Origin of the sequence: Roseomonas sp. CECT 9278, assembly GCF_918698155.1 — a bacterium.
Taxonomy (GTDB): Bacteria; Pseudomonadota; Alphaproteobacteria; order Acetobacterales; family Acetobacteraceae; genus Neoroseomonas.
The window spans coordinates 43063-58162 of record NZ_CAKKLX010000030.1; the positions used below are offsets into that span (position 1 = coordinate 43063).

Here is a 15100-nt window from a genome sequence, read left to right on the forward strand (position 1 = left end):
CAACGCTTTCCTGGACGAACGGGCCGGCAGGTTAGGCCGCGGAGGAAAACCGCGTCCATGGCAGGGGGCCGTGCGCGATGCGCGGCGCCGGCCCTTGAAGGCATCCCGGGCGGCGCCCACCTGATGTCACGTCGGCGGCGCCCCCCGGGGCTGCCGGCGCGGAACGGCAGGGCTGCCCGTCTGGGGGCCCGCGAGACCGGATCCGCAACATCGGACCTTGCTACCGCAGGAGGTTCCTCGTGAACGCGATCGATTTTTCTCCCCTGTTCCGCACCGCCATCGGCTTCGATCGGCTTGCCCGCCTGATGGACAATGCGCGCGCGCTGCCGGAAGCCAACGGCTACCCGCCCTACAACATCGAGAAGACCGGTGAGGAAAGCTACGTCCTGACCATGGCCGTGGCCGGCTTCTCCGAGGCAGACATCGACATCACCACGCAGGAGAACACGCTGACCATCGCCGGCCGGCCGCAGCCGCAGCCCGAGGATGGCCGCAGCTTCCTCCATCGCGGCATCGCCGGTCGCGCCTTCGAGCGCCGCTTCGTCCTCGCCGACCACATCGTGGTGCAGGGCGCCGAGCTGGCGAACGGCCTGCTGCACGTGGCGCTGAAGCGCGTGGTGCCCGAGGCGCTGAAGCCCCGCCGCATCCAGGTGCAGGGCAGCCGCCCCGCCATCACCGGCGAGGCCGCGCCGCAAGCCCAGGCGGCCTGACGCTCGGCACGCCGCCCTGCTCGCCCCTTGCCCGGGGCGGGGTGCCTTGAGACCGAACGCCGCGCGCGACCAGCGCGCGGCGTTCGTGTGGGCGGCGCGGGCTTGTGCTGCGCGCGACCCTGGCTGACGCTGCGCCCGTCAGCACCGGGGGGCGCATGACCAGACAACCGCTTGCCGCGATGAGCCTCGCGCGCGTCTATCCGCTCTATCTCGCCAAGGTCGAGCGCAAGGGCCGCAGCAGGGCGGAGCTCGATGAGATCATTCGCTGGCTCACCGGCCATGGCCAGGCATCGCTGGAATCGGACCTCGCGACGGAACCCGACTTCGCCACCTTCTTTGCCCGCGCGCCGCGCATGAACCCCGCGCGGCAGCTCGTGACGGGCGTGGTCTGCGGCGTGCGCGTCGAGACCATCGAGGACCGCATGACGCGCGAGGTCCGCATCCTCGACAAGCTGGTGGACGAGCTCGCGAAGGGCAAGGCGATGGCAAAGATCCTGCGCGCCTGAACGCCCGCCTCACGTCCCGCAGAAGGTCGCCCGCACGCGCTGTTCCGGCCGCGGCGGCGCGGCGAAGCGTTCGCGCCCCGGCTGGTCTTCGAAGGGGCGCGCCAGCACCTCCAGCAGCGCCTCGAAGGGTGCCAGGTCGTCGTTCTGCACGGCGGCCGCCAGGGCTTCCTCGACCAGATGGTTGCGCGGGATGAAGGCCGGGTTCACCGCGCGCATCGCCGCTGCGCGCACCGCCGGCGAGACCCCGTCCGCCGCGATCCGCGCCTGCCACCCGGCCAGCCAGGCATCCGCCGCCGCCGGGTCGGCGAACAGCGCGCGAAACCCCGCCGCATCACCCTGCGCCGCGTCGGCCAGGCGGCGGAAGGCCAGGGTGAAATCGGCCTCGTTCTCCGCCATGCGCGCCAGCAGGTCCTGGATCAGCGCCTCGTCGCCCGGCGCTTCGTCGCTGAGGCCGATCTTGGCCAGCAGCCCCGCCTTCCAGGCGGCGCCGAAGGCCGGCGAGAACCCCGCCAGCACCGCCTTCGCCTGCTCCACCGCCACGGCCTCGTCCGCGCCGATCAACGGCAGCAGCGCCTCGGCCAGCCGTGCGAGGTTCCAATGCGCGATCGCCGGCTGGTTCGCATAGGCATAGCGGCCCTGGTGGTCGATCGAGCTGAACACGGTCTCGGGGTGATACGCATCCAGGAAGGCGCAGGGGCCGTAGTCGATGGTCTCGCCGCTGATGGCGCAGTTATCGGTGTTCATCACGCCATGGATGAAGCCGACCAGCATCCAGCGCGCCACCAGCGCGGCCTGCCGCGCCACCACGCCCGCGAAGAAGGCGAGCGCGGGGTTCGCCGCATCGGCCGCCGCCGGGTCGTGCCGCGCGATGGCGTGGTCCAGCAGCGCACGTAGCGACCCCATGTCCCGCCGTGCGGCGAAATACTGGAAGGTGCCGACGCGGATGTGGCTGGCGGCGATGCGCGTCAGCACCGCGCCGGGCAGCGCATCCTCGCGGAACACATGCTCGCCGGTCGCCACCGCCGCCAGCGCGCGCGTGGTGGGAATGCCCAGCGCCGCCATCGCCTCCGCGACGATGTATTCGCGCAGCACCGGGCCGAGCGCCGCCCGCCCATCCCCGCGGCGCGAGAACGGCGTCGGCCCCGATCCCTTCAGCTGGATGTCGCGGCGCAGCCCGGCGGGCGTCACCACCTCGCCCAGCAGGATGGCGCGCCCATCGCCGAGGCTCGGCGAGAAATGGCCGAACTGGTGCCCGGAATAGGCCTGCGCGATCGGCTCCGCCCCCTCCGGCACATGGTTCCCCGCCAGCATCGCCACGCCGGCCGGCGAGGCCAGCCAGGCAGCGTCCAGCCCGAGTTCGCCCGCCAGCCCCGTGTTCAGCCGCAGCAGCCGCGGCGCGCTGACCGGGGTGGGCGGCAGGCGGGCGAACAGCGCATCGGGCAGGCGGGCGTAGGAATTGTCGAAGGCCGGGCGGATGCCGGCTTCGGGGGGCGGGGCGGGCGGGGCGATGTCCGGCATCCGGTCCAGATCGCGCCTGCGGCAGTCATGCGCAAGGGCCGCGGGCGCCCGCCCCGCGCCGGCGGGCGCGCGGCCATCTGGCGGCCCGGGCCGCGCGCGACCGCCATCGGCGTGCCAGCATCGGCCCAGCGTGGAGCCTCCGCGGTGTATCGCGTTGAAGGGCCGCGCACCGACCGCTTGCCGGCCCGCGCGCATTCGCGGCCTGGCGCGGGGCGACATTCTCCGCCCGCGACATGTTCGCCGGGCGGCGGGCCGGGATGCCCCCGCGGGCTGGCCGGGCGGCCTTGCGGACCCGAGCGCGCGACGACATCCGCCCGCGGCGCGTCAGCCTTTCCGGAAGAACGCCTCCGCCGCCGCCCGGTGATCCTCGCGCGCCGCGATCCCGGCCTCGGCGCGCGCGATCTCGGCCTGGAGTTGCGCGATGTAGTCGCGCAGCTGGCCCACATCCCAGCCGTCGAAGCGCGGCTTCTCCAGCACCTGGCGCTTGCGGGGCAACTCGTCCTGGTCCGGGCCGGTCATAATGTCGCCTCCTTGTCGATCAGGGCTTTGACCCTGCCCTGCCGCGTCAGTATAGGGGGCCGCACATTGTCGCGGGGGTTCGCTCCTGCCCCGGCCACCCGAGGTCCGCCCATGCCCCAGCCATTGATGCCGAAGGCCACCGCCGTGTGGCTGATCGACAAGACGTCCCTGTCCTTCGACCAGATCGCCGATTTCGTCGGCATGCACCCGCTGGAAATCCAGGCCATCGCGGATGGCGAGGTGGCGCAGGGCATCGTGGGCTTCGACCCCGTGGCCACCGGGCAGCTCACGCGCGAGGAGATCGCGCGGTGCGAGGCCGACACGAATGCCCGCCTGGTGCTGCAGGAGAGCACCATCGTGCTGCCCAAGCAGCGCGCCAAGGGCGGCCGCTACACGCCGGTGTCCAAGCGCAACGACCGTCCGGACGGCATCGCCTTCCTGATGCGCAACTACCCGACGCTGCCCGATGCGGTGATCGCCAAACTGCTCGGCACCACCAAGGACACCATCGCCAAGGTGCGCGACAAGACCCACTGGAACAGCGCGAACATCAAGCCGCGCGACCCGGTGATCCTGGGCCTGTGCAGCCAGGGGGACCTGAATGCGGTGGTGGCGGCGATCGGCGGCGTGGCGCCGGCCGAACCGCTGCCGGCCGACGACGCGGCCTGAGCGAAGTCACGACGATCGCTGCGCCGGCCCGCCCAAGCGTCCGGCGGCCGCATGCTGACGTGTCGCCCGCGGCGCCCGATGGGTTGCAGCGGCGGCATGGCGCGGGCGCAGCGCCGGTGCCGCGCCTCGGATGGCGCGATCCGAACCTCGGCGGCGCGCCAGGCCCGCCGGCCGCCCATCGGGGTTGCCGGCGTGCCGCGCGCCGGCGCCGGTCAGTGCCGCGTGGCGGCCCGCAGGCGCTCCATCTCCTCCTTGAGCTTCAGTTTTTCCCGCTTCAGCTTGGCCAGTTCCAGCCCATCGGGCTGCGGCCGGCGGTCTTCGTCCAGGATTCGGCGCTCAAGGGCGGCGTGGCGGTCCTCGAGGGAAGCGATCCGGGCATCAAGCGGCATGAATGGCGCGTCCTATCCGCACTGGGGCCGCGGCCCTGAGGGCCGAGGCCAGGGTTCGGGGCCGGTGTCCCGGCCCCCGGAAAACCGCGGGTGCGACGACCGGGAATGGCTGTCGCGCCCCGGCCATGGCATGATAGGGGCGATGCCTGAACGAATGCATCCCACAACTTCGTTTCCACCACACTTGCCTCGGGGCCGACGGCCATGATCGCCGACCGTGACGCCATGCTGCGCCGCCTGCACGAACTGCGCAGCGAGCACCGCGACCTCGACACCGTCATCGCGCGCCTCGATGGGTCGGCCGTGGACCAGTTGCAGCTGCAGCGGCTGAAGAAACGCAAGCTGAAGCTGAAGGACGAGGTCGCCTGGCTGGAAGGGCGCCTGGTGCCCGACATCATCGCCTGACCGGGCGCCCCGGCGGGGGCATCGGGGCGCCGGTCCGCGCCGGCCGACCTGGGCACGCGCCGGGCGCCGCCGCCGCGCCATCCGGCGCTTGCGCTGCGCGCGCGGACACCCACACCCTGTCCAGCCCTGCATTTCCCGGGGGACAGACCAACGACCCGCTGCGCTCCCGCCGCAGGGGTTCATGGACCATCTTTCCTGCATGACCGCGCCGCCCAACCGCCCGATCTACCTGGACAACCACGCCACCACGCCGGTCGACCCGCGCGTCCTCGCCGCCATGCGGCCCTGGTGGGAGGAGAATTTCGCCAATCCCGGCTCGGTCGAGCACGCGCTGGGCCGCGCCGCCGAGGAAGCAGTCGAGGAAGCCCGCGCCCACATCGCCGGCCTGATCGGCGCCGAGCCGCGCGAGATCGTGCTGACCTCCGGCGCGACCGAGGCGAACAACCTCGCCATCAAGGGCGCCGCCCGCTTCGCCGCCGCCAGCGGATCCGACCGCCGCCGCATCGTCACCCTCGCGACCGAGCACAAATGCGTCCTGGAATCCGCGAAGGCGCTGAAGGACGAAGGCTTCGAGCCGGTCATCCTGCCGGTCGACTCCAACGGCCTGGTCGACCCCGACACGCTGCGCGCCGCGGTCGATGACCGCACGCTGCTGGTCTGCGTCATGGCAGTGAACAACGAGACCGGCGTGATCCAGGACCTGGCCGCGATCGGCGCCATCGCGAAGGCCGCCGGCGCGCTGTTCCATACCGATGCCGCCCAGGCGGCCGGGCGCATCCCGCTGGACGTGGCCGCGATCCAGGCCGACCTGCTCTCCCTGTCGGCGCACAAGATCTACGGACCCAAGGGCATCGGTGCGCTCTATGTGCGGCGCCGGCCGCGGGTGCGGATCGCGCCGCTGCTCTCGGGCGGCGGGCAGGAACGCGGGCTGCGGTCCGGCACGCTCCCCGCGCCGCTGGTGGTGGGCTTCGGCGAGGCGGCGCGGATCGCCGCCGGCGAAGGGATGCTCGATGCCGGGCGCATCGCCGGCCAGCGCGACCGCTTCCTGGCCGCGCTGGCAGCCGCCGTGCCGGGCATCGAGATCAACGCGCCGGGCGCCCCGCGCGTGGCCGGCAATGCCAGTCTCGCCTTCCCCGGCGGGGTGTCGGCGCAGGACATCATGGCGGCGGCGCCGGGGCTGTGCGTGTCCACCGGTTCGGCCTGTTCCTCGGCCGAGGTCGAGCCCTCCTACGTGCTGCGCGCCATCGGGCTGGATGAGGCGCGGGCGCGCGCCACCTTGCGGATCGGCATCGGACGCTTTACCTCGCCCGCCGACGTGGACCGCGCTGCCGCCATGCTGGCACAGGCATGGTCCCGCGCGGTTTCCGGAACAACCAGGGCGGCGGAGTAGCAATGCCGAAGATGGTCTTCATCCAGCGCGACGGGACGCGCAAGGAAGTGGATGCGCCGCTCGGCCTGTCCGTGCTCGAGATCGCGCATCGCCATGGCGTCGACATCGAGGGCGCCTGCGAGGGCTCGCTCGCCTGCTCGACCTGCCATGTCATCGTCGACGCCACCTGGTTCGCGAAGCTGACCAAGCCGACCGAGGACGAGGAGGACATGCTCGACCTGGCCTTCGACCTGCAGGAGACCTCGCGCCTGGGCTGCCAGCTGATCATGACCGATGCGCTGGACGGCCTGACGGTGAAGCTGCCGGCCGGCAGCCGCAACGCCGGCGGCTGAGACCATGGCCGCGCCGCGCTGGGACACCGATTTCGGCGCCGAGGGCGGGCTGTTCCGCCGGCTGCGCGCCGCCGCGGCGGGCGACTGGGCGGGCTACACGTGGCACCCCTTCGTGCAGGCGCTGTCGGCGGGGTCGCTGCCGCTGCCGGCCTTCCAGACTTATCTGGTGCAGGACTACCTGTTCCTGATCCACTTCGCCCGCGCCAAGGCGCTGGCGGTGGTCAAGGGCGAGAGCGTCGCCGCCATGCGCGACAAGGCCGCCGCGGTGCTGGCCATCCTGGATGAGACCAAGCTGCACCTGAAGTACTGCGCCGAATGGGGGCTGTCGGAAGCCGATGTGCTCGCCACGCCCGAGAGCGCGGAGACGGTTTCCTACACGCGCTGGGTGCTGGATCGCGGGCTGCATGGCGACATCCTGGACCTGGAGATCGCGCTGGTGCCCTGCACGGTCGGCTATGGGGAGGTCGCGCTGCGCATCCTGGCCGACCCGGCGCGCCAGGTGGCGGGGAACATCTACCAGTCCTGGATCAATACCTATGCCGCCGACGACTACCAGGCCATGGCGCGCGCCGCCGCGGCGCGGATCGACGCGCTGGGCGTGAGCCATGGCGGGGAGGCGCGCTTCGCCAAGCTGGCGGCGGATTTCGCCGAGGCCGCGCGGCTTGAGCAGCGGTTCTGGCAGCAGGGGCTGGATGCGGCGGGCGGCCTGCGTCCGGCCGGTCGCAGCGCATAGGGCGCGCGCGCCATGCGGGTCCTGGTCGCGATGTCGGGCGGCGTCGATTCCTCCGTCGTCGCCGCCCTGCTGGCCGAGCAGGGCCACGAGGTCGTCGGCGCCACGCTCCAGCTGTATGACCACGGCGCCGCGGTGCAGAAGAAGGGGGCCTGCTGCGCGGGGCAGGACATCCATGATGCGCGCGCCGTCGCCGACCGCCTCGGCATCGCGCACTACGTGCTGGACCGCGAGAAGGTCTTTGCGCGCGAGGTGATCGGCGACTTCGCCGACAGCTACGCGCGCGGCGAGACGCCGATCCCCTGCATCCGCTGCAACCAGACCGTGAAGTTCCGCGACCTGGTGGCGCTGGCCCGCGACCTGGGCTGCGAGGCGCTGGCCACCGGCCATTATGCGCGCCGCCTGGACGGGCCGGACGGCGCGGAACTGCATCGCGCGGCGGACCCCGCGCGCGACCAGTCCTACTTCCTGGCCGCCACCACGCGCGACCAACTGGCCCTGGCGCGCTTTCCGCTGGGCGACATGCCCGACAAGGCCGCGGTGCGCGCGCTGGCCGCGCGCTTCGGCCTGGCGGTGGCCGACAAGCCCGACAGCCAGGACATCTGCTTCGTGCCCGAGGGCCGCTACGATGCGCTGGTCGGCAAGCTGCGCCCGGATGCGCTGGCGCCGGGTGAAATCGCGACCGCCGATGGTCGCGTCGTCGGCGCGCATGACGGCATCGCGCGCTACACGGTGGGGCAGGGCAGGGGCCTGGGCCCTGCGTCCTGGGATGGCGCGGACCGGCTGTATGTGGCCGGCGTGGACGCGCCGCGCCGGCGCATCATCGTGGCCCCGCGCGCGGCGCTGGAGACCGACCAGGCGGTGGCCGGCGAGATGAACTGGCTGATCGACCCGCCCGCGGCGCCGCTGCGCTGCACGGCCAAGCTGCGTGCGCGGGAGGTGCCGCGCGCCGCGACCGTGACCTGGGATGCGGCGACGGGCCTCGCGCGACTGGTGCTGGACGCGCCGGGAATCGTGGCACCCGGCCAGGCCTGCGTGCTGTATGATGGCGACCGCGTGCTGGGCGGTGGATTCCTGCGTGCGCGGGGATCGGTTGACAGCGCGCGGCACGCGGCCTAACTCGCGGCCCTCGCGTGGATGGCGGCGTAGCTCAGCTGGTTAGAGCACGGCACTCATAATGCCGGGGTCAGCGGTTCAAGTCCGCTCGCCGCTACCATCCGAAGCCCCGGGGGCCGCGTGATCTTCCACCGCCGCCGGCAGCCGCCCGACCTCCGCGATGCCCTGAATGCCGGTGATCGCCGAACGGCGTTGCAGCGCCTGCGTGTGCGGCTGCGCCTGCCGTGGTGGCTGCGCTGGCCGGCGGCGCTGGCTTTGGCGGGCTGTGCCGTGGCGATCGGCTGGCAGGCCGGGCTGATCCTCCCGGTCACACCCTTGCCGCGCGTCACCTACGGCATCCCGGAGGGAGCACCGGCGCCGGCGGCGCAGTTCACCGCGCGGGTCGGCGTGGTGGATGGGGACACGCTGTCGATGGGCGGCGAACGCCTGCGCATCCACGGCATCGATGCCCCCGAGATGGCGCAGATCTGCGACGGCCCGCGTGGCCGCTATCCCTGCGGCGAGGCGGCGCGCGCCGCCATGGCGGGCGTCGTGGGGCGTGGCGTGGTCGCCTGCCGGCAGCTCGACACCGACCAGTACCGCCGCCGAATCGTGCGCTGCCACGACGAGCAGGGCCGCGACATCGGTGCCGAACTCGTGCGGCAGGGCTGGGCGCTGGCCTTCACCCGCTACGCGACCGACTACGTCGCGCAGGAAGCGGCGGCGCGCGAGGCCCGGCGCGGCCTGTGGGACGGCCGGTTCGACGCGCCCTGGGACTGGCGCGCGCGGCACCGCCCCTAGCCGCGCCTCCCGTTACGGTTGCATATTCATATCGTCGTTCAACCGTTCGCACCTTGACGGGTCGTGCCCGCCCCGCCAATGCAGGCGCCAGGGCGGCCCCCGGTTCCTTCGGGGGCCGAGGCTTCACGACACCAGAACGGAGACTTCCCGCATGCGCCAGACGCGCCCGATGACGCGCAGGACCGCCATGCCGCGCGCGATCGCCGGCCTTGCCCTGGCGGCCGCGCTGCTGCCGGGCGCGGTGGTCGCGGCGCCCTGCCCGGTCGGCATGCCGGTGGCGGGGGAATACTCCTCGGGCTTCGGGTATCGTGGGCGTGGCTTCCATCCCGGGGTGGACCTGCGCGCGCCGCATGGGGCGCCGGTGCGCGCGGCCGCCGGCGGCACGGTGGTCTTCACCGGGCGCTGGTACGCCTATGGCACCATCATCGACATCGAGCATCGCGACGGCAGCGTCGGGCGCTACGCGCATCTGTCGCGGGTCGCCGGCGATGTGCGGGTCGGCGCCCAGGTGCTGCCGGGCCAGTTGATCGGCGCGGTCGGGCGGACCGGGCGCACCACCGGGGCGCATCTGCATGTCGAACTGCGCCGCTTCGGCCGGCCGGTCGATCCCTGGCCCTGGCTGACGCGCACGGCGTGCTCGGATGACGGGATGCAGGTCGCCGAGGGGGCCGCGGCCGCGCGTCGGTAGCGCATCATCCGTTCAGCCGGAATCGGCTGGACGGACAAGGACGCTCGCGAAAACAATGGCGTGCGGCGCGCGCCGAGAGCCACCACGACCGGACCATGGTCCAGGCCGACACCGCGCCGGGGTGCCTCCCGGGCGATGGCGGCGCGACGCGCGATGGGCGTCGCCACCAGGCGCGCAGATCGGCCGGCGGCTGTGCGCACAACCTTGTTACACCGTCGCCTTGCGGGCGGCGTTTCGCGTGGCGCGTCCCGACGCCGTCGCGATCATGCCCGAAATTTCTTTGGATTCAGCGCATTATCGGCCTGGTGACGGCGGCTTTCGCACGCTGCGGGACACCCTCTGTAGCGTGAATTGAGACAAAAAATCTTAATTGTTTTTTTATTTTGACGTTGAAAGCCGCTCACTAACATTCTATTCATCGTCTCACAGTCAGGGGACGTAGGAGGAATTTCGATGGCTTTCATTCCGGTAAGCGGCGCCGTCACGGTCGCCGGCGCCTTGAACGGCCTGGACACCGTGGTCGGGTCCGCCACCACCGATACCGTGTCGGGGGGCAACGATACCGTCACGTTCAGCGGCCAGCTGACCGGCACGATCATCGACATGTCGAGCGGCAATGACCGCATCCAGTTCAGCAACGCGGGCAACAGCGCCTTCATCGCGAACGCCGAGACGATCCTCGGCGGTTCGGGCGGCGACACCATCAGCCTGACCAGCATCTCCGCCGGCACGATCGTCAACCTCGGCGGCGGCACCGACAGCCTGGTGCTGCAGACCACCGGCGCGCACGTGCTGACCGTCACCGGCGTCGAGAATCTGGCCGGCAGCTTCGGCAACGACAGCGTGACCTACACCGACGCGATCGGTTCGACCGTCATCAACATGAGCAGCGGCGCCGACCGGGTCGTGCTCGCGAACGTCAACAACACCGGCAGCTTCAGCAACACCGAGACGATCCAGGGCAGCGGCACCGGCAACGACAACATCACGCTGGCCGCCGCGGCGAGCAGCGTGAACGCGCTGCTCGACGACGGCTCGGACACGCTCACGCTGCACTCCAGCGGCAACAACACGGTCTTCATCCGCGGGGTCGAGACGGTGAACGGCGCCGGCACCGGCAACGACCAGGTGACCTTCCGCGACGCCGCCACCAACGCCAACGTGCTCGCGCTCGGCGCGGGCAACGACAAGGTCATCCTCGCGGCGACCGGCCCGAACGCGCTGACCGTCGGCGCCGATGTCGAGACCGTGCAGGGCAGCGGCTCCGCCGCCGACACCGTGACGGTCACGCAGGTGACCACCACCGGCAACTACCAGCTGGGCCTGGGCACCGACACGCTCATCCTCGCCAATGGCGGCGCCAACAACGCCCGCATCAGCGGCGTCGAGTCGGTCGTGGGCGGTGACGGCGGCGACGACACCGTCACGCTGACCGCGACGACGACCGTGACCGTCACCGGCGTCGAGACCGTCGTCGGCAGCGGCTTCAACGACGTCCTGACCTTCGGCGAGACCGTCAGCGGCGCCGTGGCGAATCTGGGCCTCGGCTCGGACCGCGTGGTCCTCGCGGATGGCGGCAATACGGTCAGCCTCAGCAGCGTCGAGACCGTCACCGGCGGCACCGGCGACGACACGGTCTCCTTCACGGCGGCGCAGGCCACCGGCCGCGTCGACCTGGGCGCCGGCAACGATGCGCTGTCCCTGATCGGGGCGGCCAATACCCTGACGGTGCTGAATGTCGAGACGATCAGCGGCGCCGGCGGCGTCGAGAAGATCACCCTCGGCGCGGCGGTGACCGGTGCGCGCGTCGCCCTCGGGGCGGGGCTCGACACGCTCACGCTGTTCAACGGCACCAATTCGCTGACCGCGATCGGTGTCGAGACCATCACCGGCGGGACCGGGGCGGACAGCGTCACCCTCGGTGCGGCGCAGGGCCAGGGCCAGATCAACCTCGGCGGCGGCGCCGATGCGCTGACGCTGTTCAACGGCCCCAACACGCTGACGGTCAGCAACGTCGAGGTGATCACGGGCGGCAGCGCCGCCGACGTGATCACCCTCGGCGCGGCGCAGGCCTCGGGCGTGGTGAACCTCGGCGGCGGCGTCAACGACAAGCTGACGCTGGCGGCCACCGGCAACACGACGCTGAGCGTCGCGGGGGTCGAGACGGTGACCGGCGGTGGCGGCAACGACGTCATCACCATCACCGACGCCGCGACCAACTCGATCACGCTGGGCGCGGGCGCCGACCAGGTCATCCTGTCGGTGGGTCGCACCCTGACCCTCGGTGGCGACATCGAGACGGTGACCGGGTCGGGCGACGTCGACACCATCACGCTGAGCGCGTCGAAGACCGCCGGCCTGGTCGACCTCGGCGCCAGCCTTGACGTGCTGAACCTCGCGGATGGCGGCAACCGCTTCAGCGTGGCCAATGTCGAGGACGTCAACGGCGGGACCGGCAACGACATCCTGACGCTGACCGCCGCGGCCACCCTCGGCACGGAGATCAGCCTGGGCGCCGGCAATGACCGCCTGACGCTCTCGGCAACCGCCGCGAACAGCGTGGTCGTCTCCGGGATCGAGCTGGTGGTGGGCGGCAACCTGGCCGACACCATCGATGGCAGCCTCGACACCGGCTCGATGGTGCTGCGCGGCAATGCGGGCGCCGACCTGATGATCGCCGGCAGCGGCAACGACCAGCTCCGCGGCGGGGTCGGCAACGACACGCTGGGCGGCGGCGATGGCGCGGACGTGTTCATCTTCGCCTCCGCGGATGGCAACGACCGCATCCTCGACTGGGATGTCGGGGTCGACCGGTTCATCTTCACCGGCCTGATCGGCGACTTCACCTACCGTGGCGCCGATACCTTCCAGTCGGGCGACGGCAGCCAGGCCCGCATGGATGGGAGCGTCCTGCAGGTCGACACCGACGGGAATGGCACGGCGAACCTGCTCATCACGATGGACGGGATCGTCGCCGCCGACCTGAAGGAAACCGACTTCATCTTCATCTGACGCGGTCGCGGCTCCCGGGTATCCGCCCGGGAGCCGCGCCGGCCTTCCCCCCGCGCCCCAGGCGCGGCACGCGGCCGCAATATCGGCCCCGTCATCGCCCGCCGGGCGACCGATCCAGCACCGAACCGCCGCCGAACCCGTTGACCTACGCCTGCCCGCGTGCGCGGCGCAGCGCCGCCTGGCACATGGTGTCCAGCGCATTCAGGAAGCGCGACTTGTCCGCGCCATCCATCGGCGCCGGCCCGCCGCCCATCGCGCCGATCTCGCGCAGGTGGCGCGCCACCTCCCGCCCCGCCAGCGCCGACCCGATATTGTCCGTGGTCCAGGGCCGCCCCTTGAAGGACAGCGCCAGCGCACCCTTCGCCAGGCAGCGCGCCGCCAGCGGGATATCGGCCGTGAGGCAGATGTCGACCGGCCGTGCTTCCTCGGCGATCCAGTCATCGGCCTTGTCCGCGCCTTCCGCCACCACCACCAGGCGCATCCCCGGCAGGCCGGGCGGGCGGACCGGGCGGGCGCCGTTGGTCACCAGGACAAGCCCCAGCCCCAGCCGCGCGGCGACGCGGATCGCCTCCTCGCGCACCGGGCAGGCATCGGCATCGACCAGCAGGCGGGGCGGGCTGTCCATCGGCGTGATGTGCGGCGTGGTGGGTCGGGAAGGCAAGGGCCTGGTGCCCTGTCCGCCGGGCGCCCCCCGGCTTGGCGGCGTGCGCGCGCGATGCGATACCCCGTCGCTGCGTGGCGTCGTGCTCCGGCCCCCGGCCGCCGTGCCACGCGGCGCCGGCACGCGACGCCGGGACGATATGCGCGGGAGAACACGCCAGGATGACTGCGACGACACCGCTGGAGGCGCCAACGACCTGGCACGCCACGCTCCGCCAGGCCATGAAGGACAACCAGGTCCGGCTCGTGCCCTACGTGCCCGACAACGTGCTGCGCCCGCTGATCGAGGGCATCCACGCCGACCCGTACTTCACCGCCTTCCCCTGCGCGCGGGAGGAGGAGGCGATCGGCATCGCCACCGGCGCGATCATGGCCGGCACGCGCGCGGCGGTGCTGATGCAGACCTCGGGCTTCGCGACCCTGCCCAATGCGCTGGCTTCCCTGCCGGTCGCGTTCCAGGTGCCGGTCGTGATGGTGGTGTCCGAACGCGGCACGATGGGGGAATTCAACCCCGGCCAGGCGATCGTGTGCCGCACCATGCGCCCCATCCTCGACAGCATGGGCATCGAGCACCACACCATGTCGCGCCTGGACGAGGCCGCCTTCGTGGCCGACCGCACCATCCGCCAGGCCTTCGCCACGCGCTGGCCGGCCTGCCTCATCCTCTCGCCGCTGCTGACGGGGAAGCGGTCATGACCGACACCACCGACAACCTTCATGTGATGAACCGCGCCGCGTTGACCAAGCGCCTGGTGGCCGGGCTGACGCAGCGCGAGGCCGTGGTCGGCGGCATCGGCAATTCCAACTGGGATCTCTGGGCGGCGGACAAGTCGCGGCCGGAGAATTTCTACATGCTGGGCAGCATGGGCCTGGCGGTGCCGATCGCGATGGGCGTGGCACTCGCGCAGCCGGCACGGCGCGTGTTTGCGCTGGAGGGCGACGGGTCGCTGCTGATGCAGCTCGGCTGCCTGTCCACCGTGGCGGCGCAGGGGGTGAAGAACCTGGCGGTGATCCTGTGGGACAACGGGATCTACCAGATCACCGGCGGGCAGGGCACGCCATCGGCCGCGGCGCGCACCGACATGGTGGCGATCGCCCGTGCCTCGGGCATCGCCAATGCCGCCTGGGCGGCGGATGAGGCCGAATTCGACGCGCTGGTGGCGCGCGCGCTGTCCACCGACGGCCCGCACCTGATCGGCGTGAAGACCGACAGCGAACCCGGCCGCACCCAGACCGACCGCGACCCGATCCGCTTCCGCGAGAGCTTCATGCGGGCCATGGCCCAGCCGGTCTGACACGCAGCGGCCGGGGCGGTCAGATCCCCGGCTCGAAGCCCTGGCCCGCCGCGGCACGGGACATGTCGCCCACCGTCTCGCGGAAATTGTCGCGGCGCACCACGTTGCTCGCGGCCAGCACGCGCAGCGGCGCATTCGGTGGCGGCGGCGCCGTGGCGCGCGCGACCGGCGCGGCCGGAAAGCTCGCCGCGGGCACGTAGCCCAGCCGCGCGCCGCCGGCCGCTTCCACCGCCACGAAATCCGGGTCGCGCGCCGGGCGCAGCAGCACGGGCCGGCCGGCCGGCACGGTCGCGATGGTCACCGCGGTCGCCTCCGGGCGCGCGCGCAGGGGCAGGGCGGTCGGCGCCGTGGCGGGCACCGCGGGCTGTCCTTTATACCCAA

At 72.1% G+C, this 15100-nt stretch carries 17 protein-coding genes, 1 tRNA gene and 1 pseudogene; 14 read left to right on the forward strand and 5 right to left on the reverse strand.

The genetic code is table 11. The annotated features are described in order from the left end of the window. Window positions 1–239: 239 nt before the first annotated feature. Together LQ222_RS17960 and LQ222_RS17965 are read left to right on the forward strand one after the other, a co-directional pair. Complete coding sequence (locus LQ222_RS17960; protein WP_230168215.1) at window positions 240–710, forward strand: Hsp20 family protein; 471 nt, start codon at window positions 240–242, stop codon at window positions 708–710. 155 nt (window positions 711–865) lie between these two features. Further along, window positions 866–1216 carry a DUF2200 domain-containing protein gene (locus LQ222_RS17965; RefSeq protein WP_230168216.1) on the forward strand — a complete coding sequence of 117 codons (351 nt, stop codon included), beginning with the start codon at window positions 866–868 and terminating at the stop codon, window positions 1214–1216. A gap of 9 nt (window positions 1217–1225) precedes the next feature. Here the strand turns inward: LQ222_RS17965 and LQ222_RS17970 are convergent, their stop codons facing one another. Next, complete coding sequence (locus LQ222_RS17970) at window positions 1226–2734, reverse strand: YdiU family protein (protein WP_230168217.1); 1509 nt, start codon at window positions 2732–2734, stop codon at window positions 1226–1228. Between the two features lie 324 nt (window positions 2735–3058). Continuing rightward, window positions 3059–3253, reverse strand: coding sequence for a DUF1192 domain-containing protein (locus tag LQ222_RS17975; protein WP_230168218.1), 195 nt, complete (start codon window positions 3251–3253; stop codon window positions 3059–3061). A gap of 111 nt (window positions 3254–3364) precedes the next feature. Between LQ222_RS17975 and LQ222_RS17980 the strand changes: the two genes are divergently transcribed. Further along, the gene (locus LQ222_RS17980) at window positions 3365–3922 is read left to right on the forward strand and encodes a DUF1013 domain-containing protein (protein WP_230168219.1); all 558 of its coding nucleotides are present in this window, start codon (window positions 3365–3367) and stop codon (window positions 3920–3922) included. Between the two features lie 212 nt (window positions 3923–4134). On the opposite strand, the gene LQ222_RS17985 is transcribed toward LQ222_RS17980, so the two are convergent. Beyond that, on the reverse strand, window positions 4135–4311 hold the full coding sequence (locus LQ222_RS17985; RefSeq protein ID WP_230168220.1) for a DUF465 domain-containing protein: 177 nt from the start codon (window positions 4309–4311) through the stop codon (window positions 4135–4137). Between the two features lie 204 nt (window positions 4312–4515). Here LQ222_RS17985 and LQ222_RS17990 point away from each other — a divergent pair, with 204 nt between their 5' ends. The 9 genes from LQ222_RS17990 to LQ222_RS18030 all read left to right on the forward strand — a co-directional run bounded on the left by LQ222_RS17990 (window position 4516) and on the right by LQ222_RS18030 (window position 12764). Beyond that, a complete protein-coding gene (locus tag LQ222_RS17990; RefSeq protein WP_230168221.1) occupies window positions 4516–4716 on the forward strand; it encodes a DUF465 domain-containing protein in 201 nt (66 codons plus the stop codon). Window positions 4717–4915: 199 nt separating this feature from the next. Beyond that, window positions 4916–6106: a cysteine desulfurase family protein gene (locus tag LQ222_RS17995; RefSeq protein ID WP_230168233.1), complete on the forward strand. Its 1191-nt coding sequence runs from the start codon at window positions 4916–4918 to the stop codon at window positions 6104–6106. 2 nt (window positions 6107–6108) lie between these two features. Beyond that, on the forward strand, window positions 6109–6438 hold the full coding sequence (locus LQ222_RS18000) for a ferredoxin family 2Fe-2S iron-sulfur cluster binding protein (protein ID WP_230168222.1): 330 nt from the start codon (window positions 6109–6111) through the stop codon (window positions 6436–6438). A 4-nt stretch (window positions 6439–6442) separates the two neighbouring features. After that, window positions 6443–7171 (forward strand): TenA family protein, encoded by a 729-nt coding sequence (locus LQ222_RS18005; protein ID WP_230168223.1) that lies wholly within the window; start codon window positions 6443–6445, stop codon window positions 7169–7171. A gap of 12 nt (window positions 7172–7183) precedes the next feature. Continuing rightward, entirely contained in the window at window positions 7184–8287 is a 1104-nt protein-coding gene (mnmA, locus tag LQ222_RS18010; RefSeq protein ID WP_230168224.1) for a tRNA 2-thiouridine(34) synthase MnmA, read from the forward strand. A 20-nt stretch (window positions 8288–8307) separates the two neighbouring features. Beyond that, a tRNA-Met gene (locus tag LQ222_RS18015) sits at window positions 8308–8384 on the forward strand. Window positions 8385–8476: 92 nt separating this feature from the next. Next, a complete protein-coding gene (locus tag LQ222_RS18020) occupies window positions 8477–9064 on the forward strand; it encodes a thermonuclease family protein (RefSeq protein WP_230168225.1) in 588 nt (195 codons plus the stop codon). A 151-nt stretch (window positions 9065–9215) separates the two neighbouring features. Continuing rightward, window positions 9216–9752, forward strand: coding sequence for a M23 family metallopeptidase (locus tag LQ222_RS18025; protein ID WP_230168226.1), 537 nt, complete (start codon window positions 9216–9218; stop codon window positions 9750–9752). 453 nt (window positions 9753–10205) lie between these two features. Beyond that, window positions 10206–12764 carry a calcium-binding protein gene (locus LQ222_RS18030; RefSeq protein ID WP_230168227.1) on the forward strand — a complete coding sequence of 853 codons (2559 nt, stop codon included), beginning with the start codon at window positions 10206–10208 and terminating at the stop codon, window positions 12762–12764. 145 nt (window positions 12765–12909) lie between these two features. Here the strand turns inward: LQ222_RS18030 and LQ222_RS18035 are convergent, their stop codons facing one another. Further along, complete coding sequence (locus tag LQ222_RS18035; RefSeq protein WP_230168234.1) at window positions 12910–13389, reverse strand: DUF188 domain-containing protein; 480 nt, start codon at window positions 13387–13389, stop codon at window positions 12910–12912. A 197-nt stretch (window positions 13390–13586) separates the two neighbouring features. Between LQ222_RS18035 and LQ222_RS18040 the strand changes: the two genes are divergently transcribed. Together LQ222_RS18040 and LQ222_RS18045 are read left to right on the forward strand one after the other, a co-directional pair. Then, window positions 13587–14120, forward strand: a complete 534-nt coding sequence (locus LQ222_RS18040; RefSeq protein ID WP_230168228.1) for a thiamine pyrophosphate-binding protein — start codon at window positions 13587–13589, stop codon at window positions 14118–14120. After that, window positions 14117–14719 (forward strand): thiamine pyrophosphate-dependent enzyme, encoded by a 603-nt coding sequence (locus tag LQ222_RS18045; protein WP_230168229.1) that lies wholly within the window; start codon window positions 14117–14119, stop codon window positions 14717–14719. The genes LQ222_RS18040 and LQ222_RS18045 overlap by 4 nt, the downstream gene beginning before the upstream one ends. Before the next feature lie 19 nt (window positions 14720–14738). Here the strand turns inward: LQ222_RS18045 and LQ222_RS18050 are convergent. Next, a pseudogene (locus LQ222_RS18050) lies at window positions 14739–15100 on the reverse strand (hypothetical protein); the annotation flags it as partial.

Excerpts from the sequence above, each read along its gene's own strand:
- LQ222_RS17965 (WP_230168216.1), top strand. The coding sequence starts at position 866 with ATGACCAGACAACCGCTTGCCGCGATGAGCCTCGCGCGCGTCTATCCG.
- LQ222_RS17970 (WP_230168217.1), bottom strand. The coding sequence starts at position 2,734 with ATGCCGGACATCGCCCCGCCCGCCCCGCCCCCCGAAGCCGGCATCCGC.
- LQ222_RS17975 (WP_230168218.1), bottom strand. The coding sequence starts at position 3,253 with ATGACCGGCCCGGACCAGGACGAGTTGCCCCGCAAGCGCCAGGTGCTG.
- LQ222_RS17980 (WP_230168219.1), top strand. The coding sequence starts at position 3,365 with ATGCCCCAGCCATTGATGCCGAAGGCCACCGCCGTGTGGCTGATCGAC.
- LQ222_RS17985 (WP_230168220.1), bottom strand. The coding sequence starts at position 4,311 with ATGCCGCTTGATGCCCGGATCGCTTCCCTCGAGGACCGCCACGCCGCC.
- LQ222_RS17990 (WP_230168221.1), top strand. The coding sequence starts at position 4,516 with ATGATCGCCGACCGTGACGCCATGCTGCGCCGCCTGCACGAACTGCGC.
- LQ222_RS17995 (WP_230168233.1), top strand. The coding sequence starts at position 4,916 with ATGACCGCGCCGCCCAACCGCCCGATCTACCTGGACAACCACGCCACC.
- LQ222_RS18000 (WP_230168222.1), top strand. The coding sequence starts at position 6,109 with ATGCCGAAGATGGTCTTCATCCAGCGCGACGGGACGCGCAAGGAAGTG.
- LQ222_RS18005 (WP_230168223.1), top strand. The coding sequence starts at position 6,443 with ATGGCCGCGCCGCGCTGGGACACCGATTTCGGCGCCGAGGGCGGGCTG.
- mnmA (WP_230168224.1), top strand. The coding sequence starts at position 7,184 with ATGCGGGTCCTGGTCGCGATGTCGGGCGGCGTCGATTCCTCCGTCGTC.
- LQ222_RS18025 (WP_230168226.1), top strand. The coding sequence starts at position 9,216 with ATGCGCCAGACGCGCCCGATGACGCGCAGGACCGCCATGCCGCGCGCG.
- LQ222_RS18030 (WP_230168227.1), top strand. The coding sequence starts at position 10,206 with ATGGCTTTCATTCCGGTAAGCGGCGCCGTCACGGTCGCCGGCGCCTTG.
- LQ222_RS18035 (WP_230168234.1), bottom strand. The coding sequence starts at position 13,389 with ATGGACAGCCCGCCCCGCCTGCTGGTCGATGCCGATGCCTGCCCGGTG.
- LQ222_RS18040 (WP_230168228.1), top strand. The coding sequence starts at position 13,587 with ATGACTGCGACGACACCGCTGGAGGCGCCAACGACCTGGCACGCCACG.
- LQ222_RS18045 (WP_230168229.1), top strand. The coding sequence starts at position 14,117 with ATGACCGACACCACCGACAACCTTCATGTGATGAACCGCGCCGCGTTG.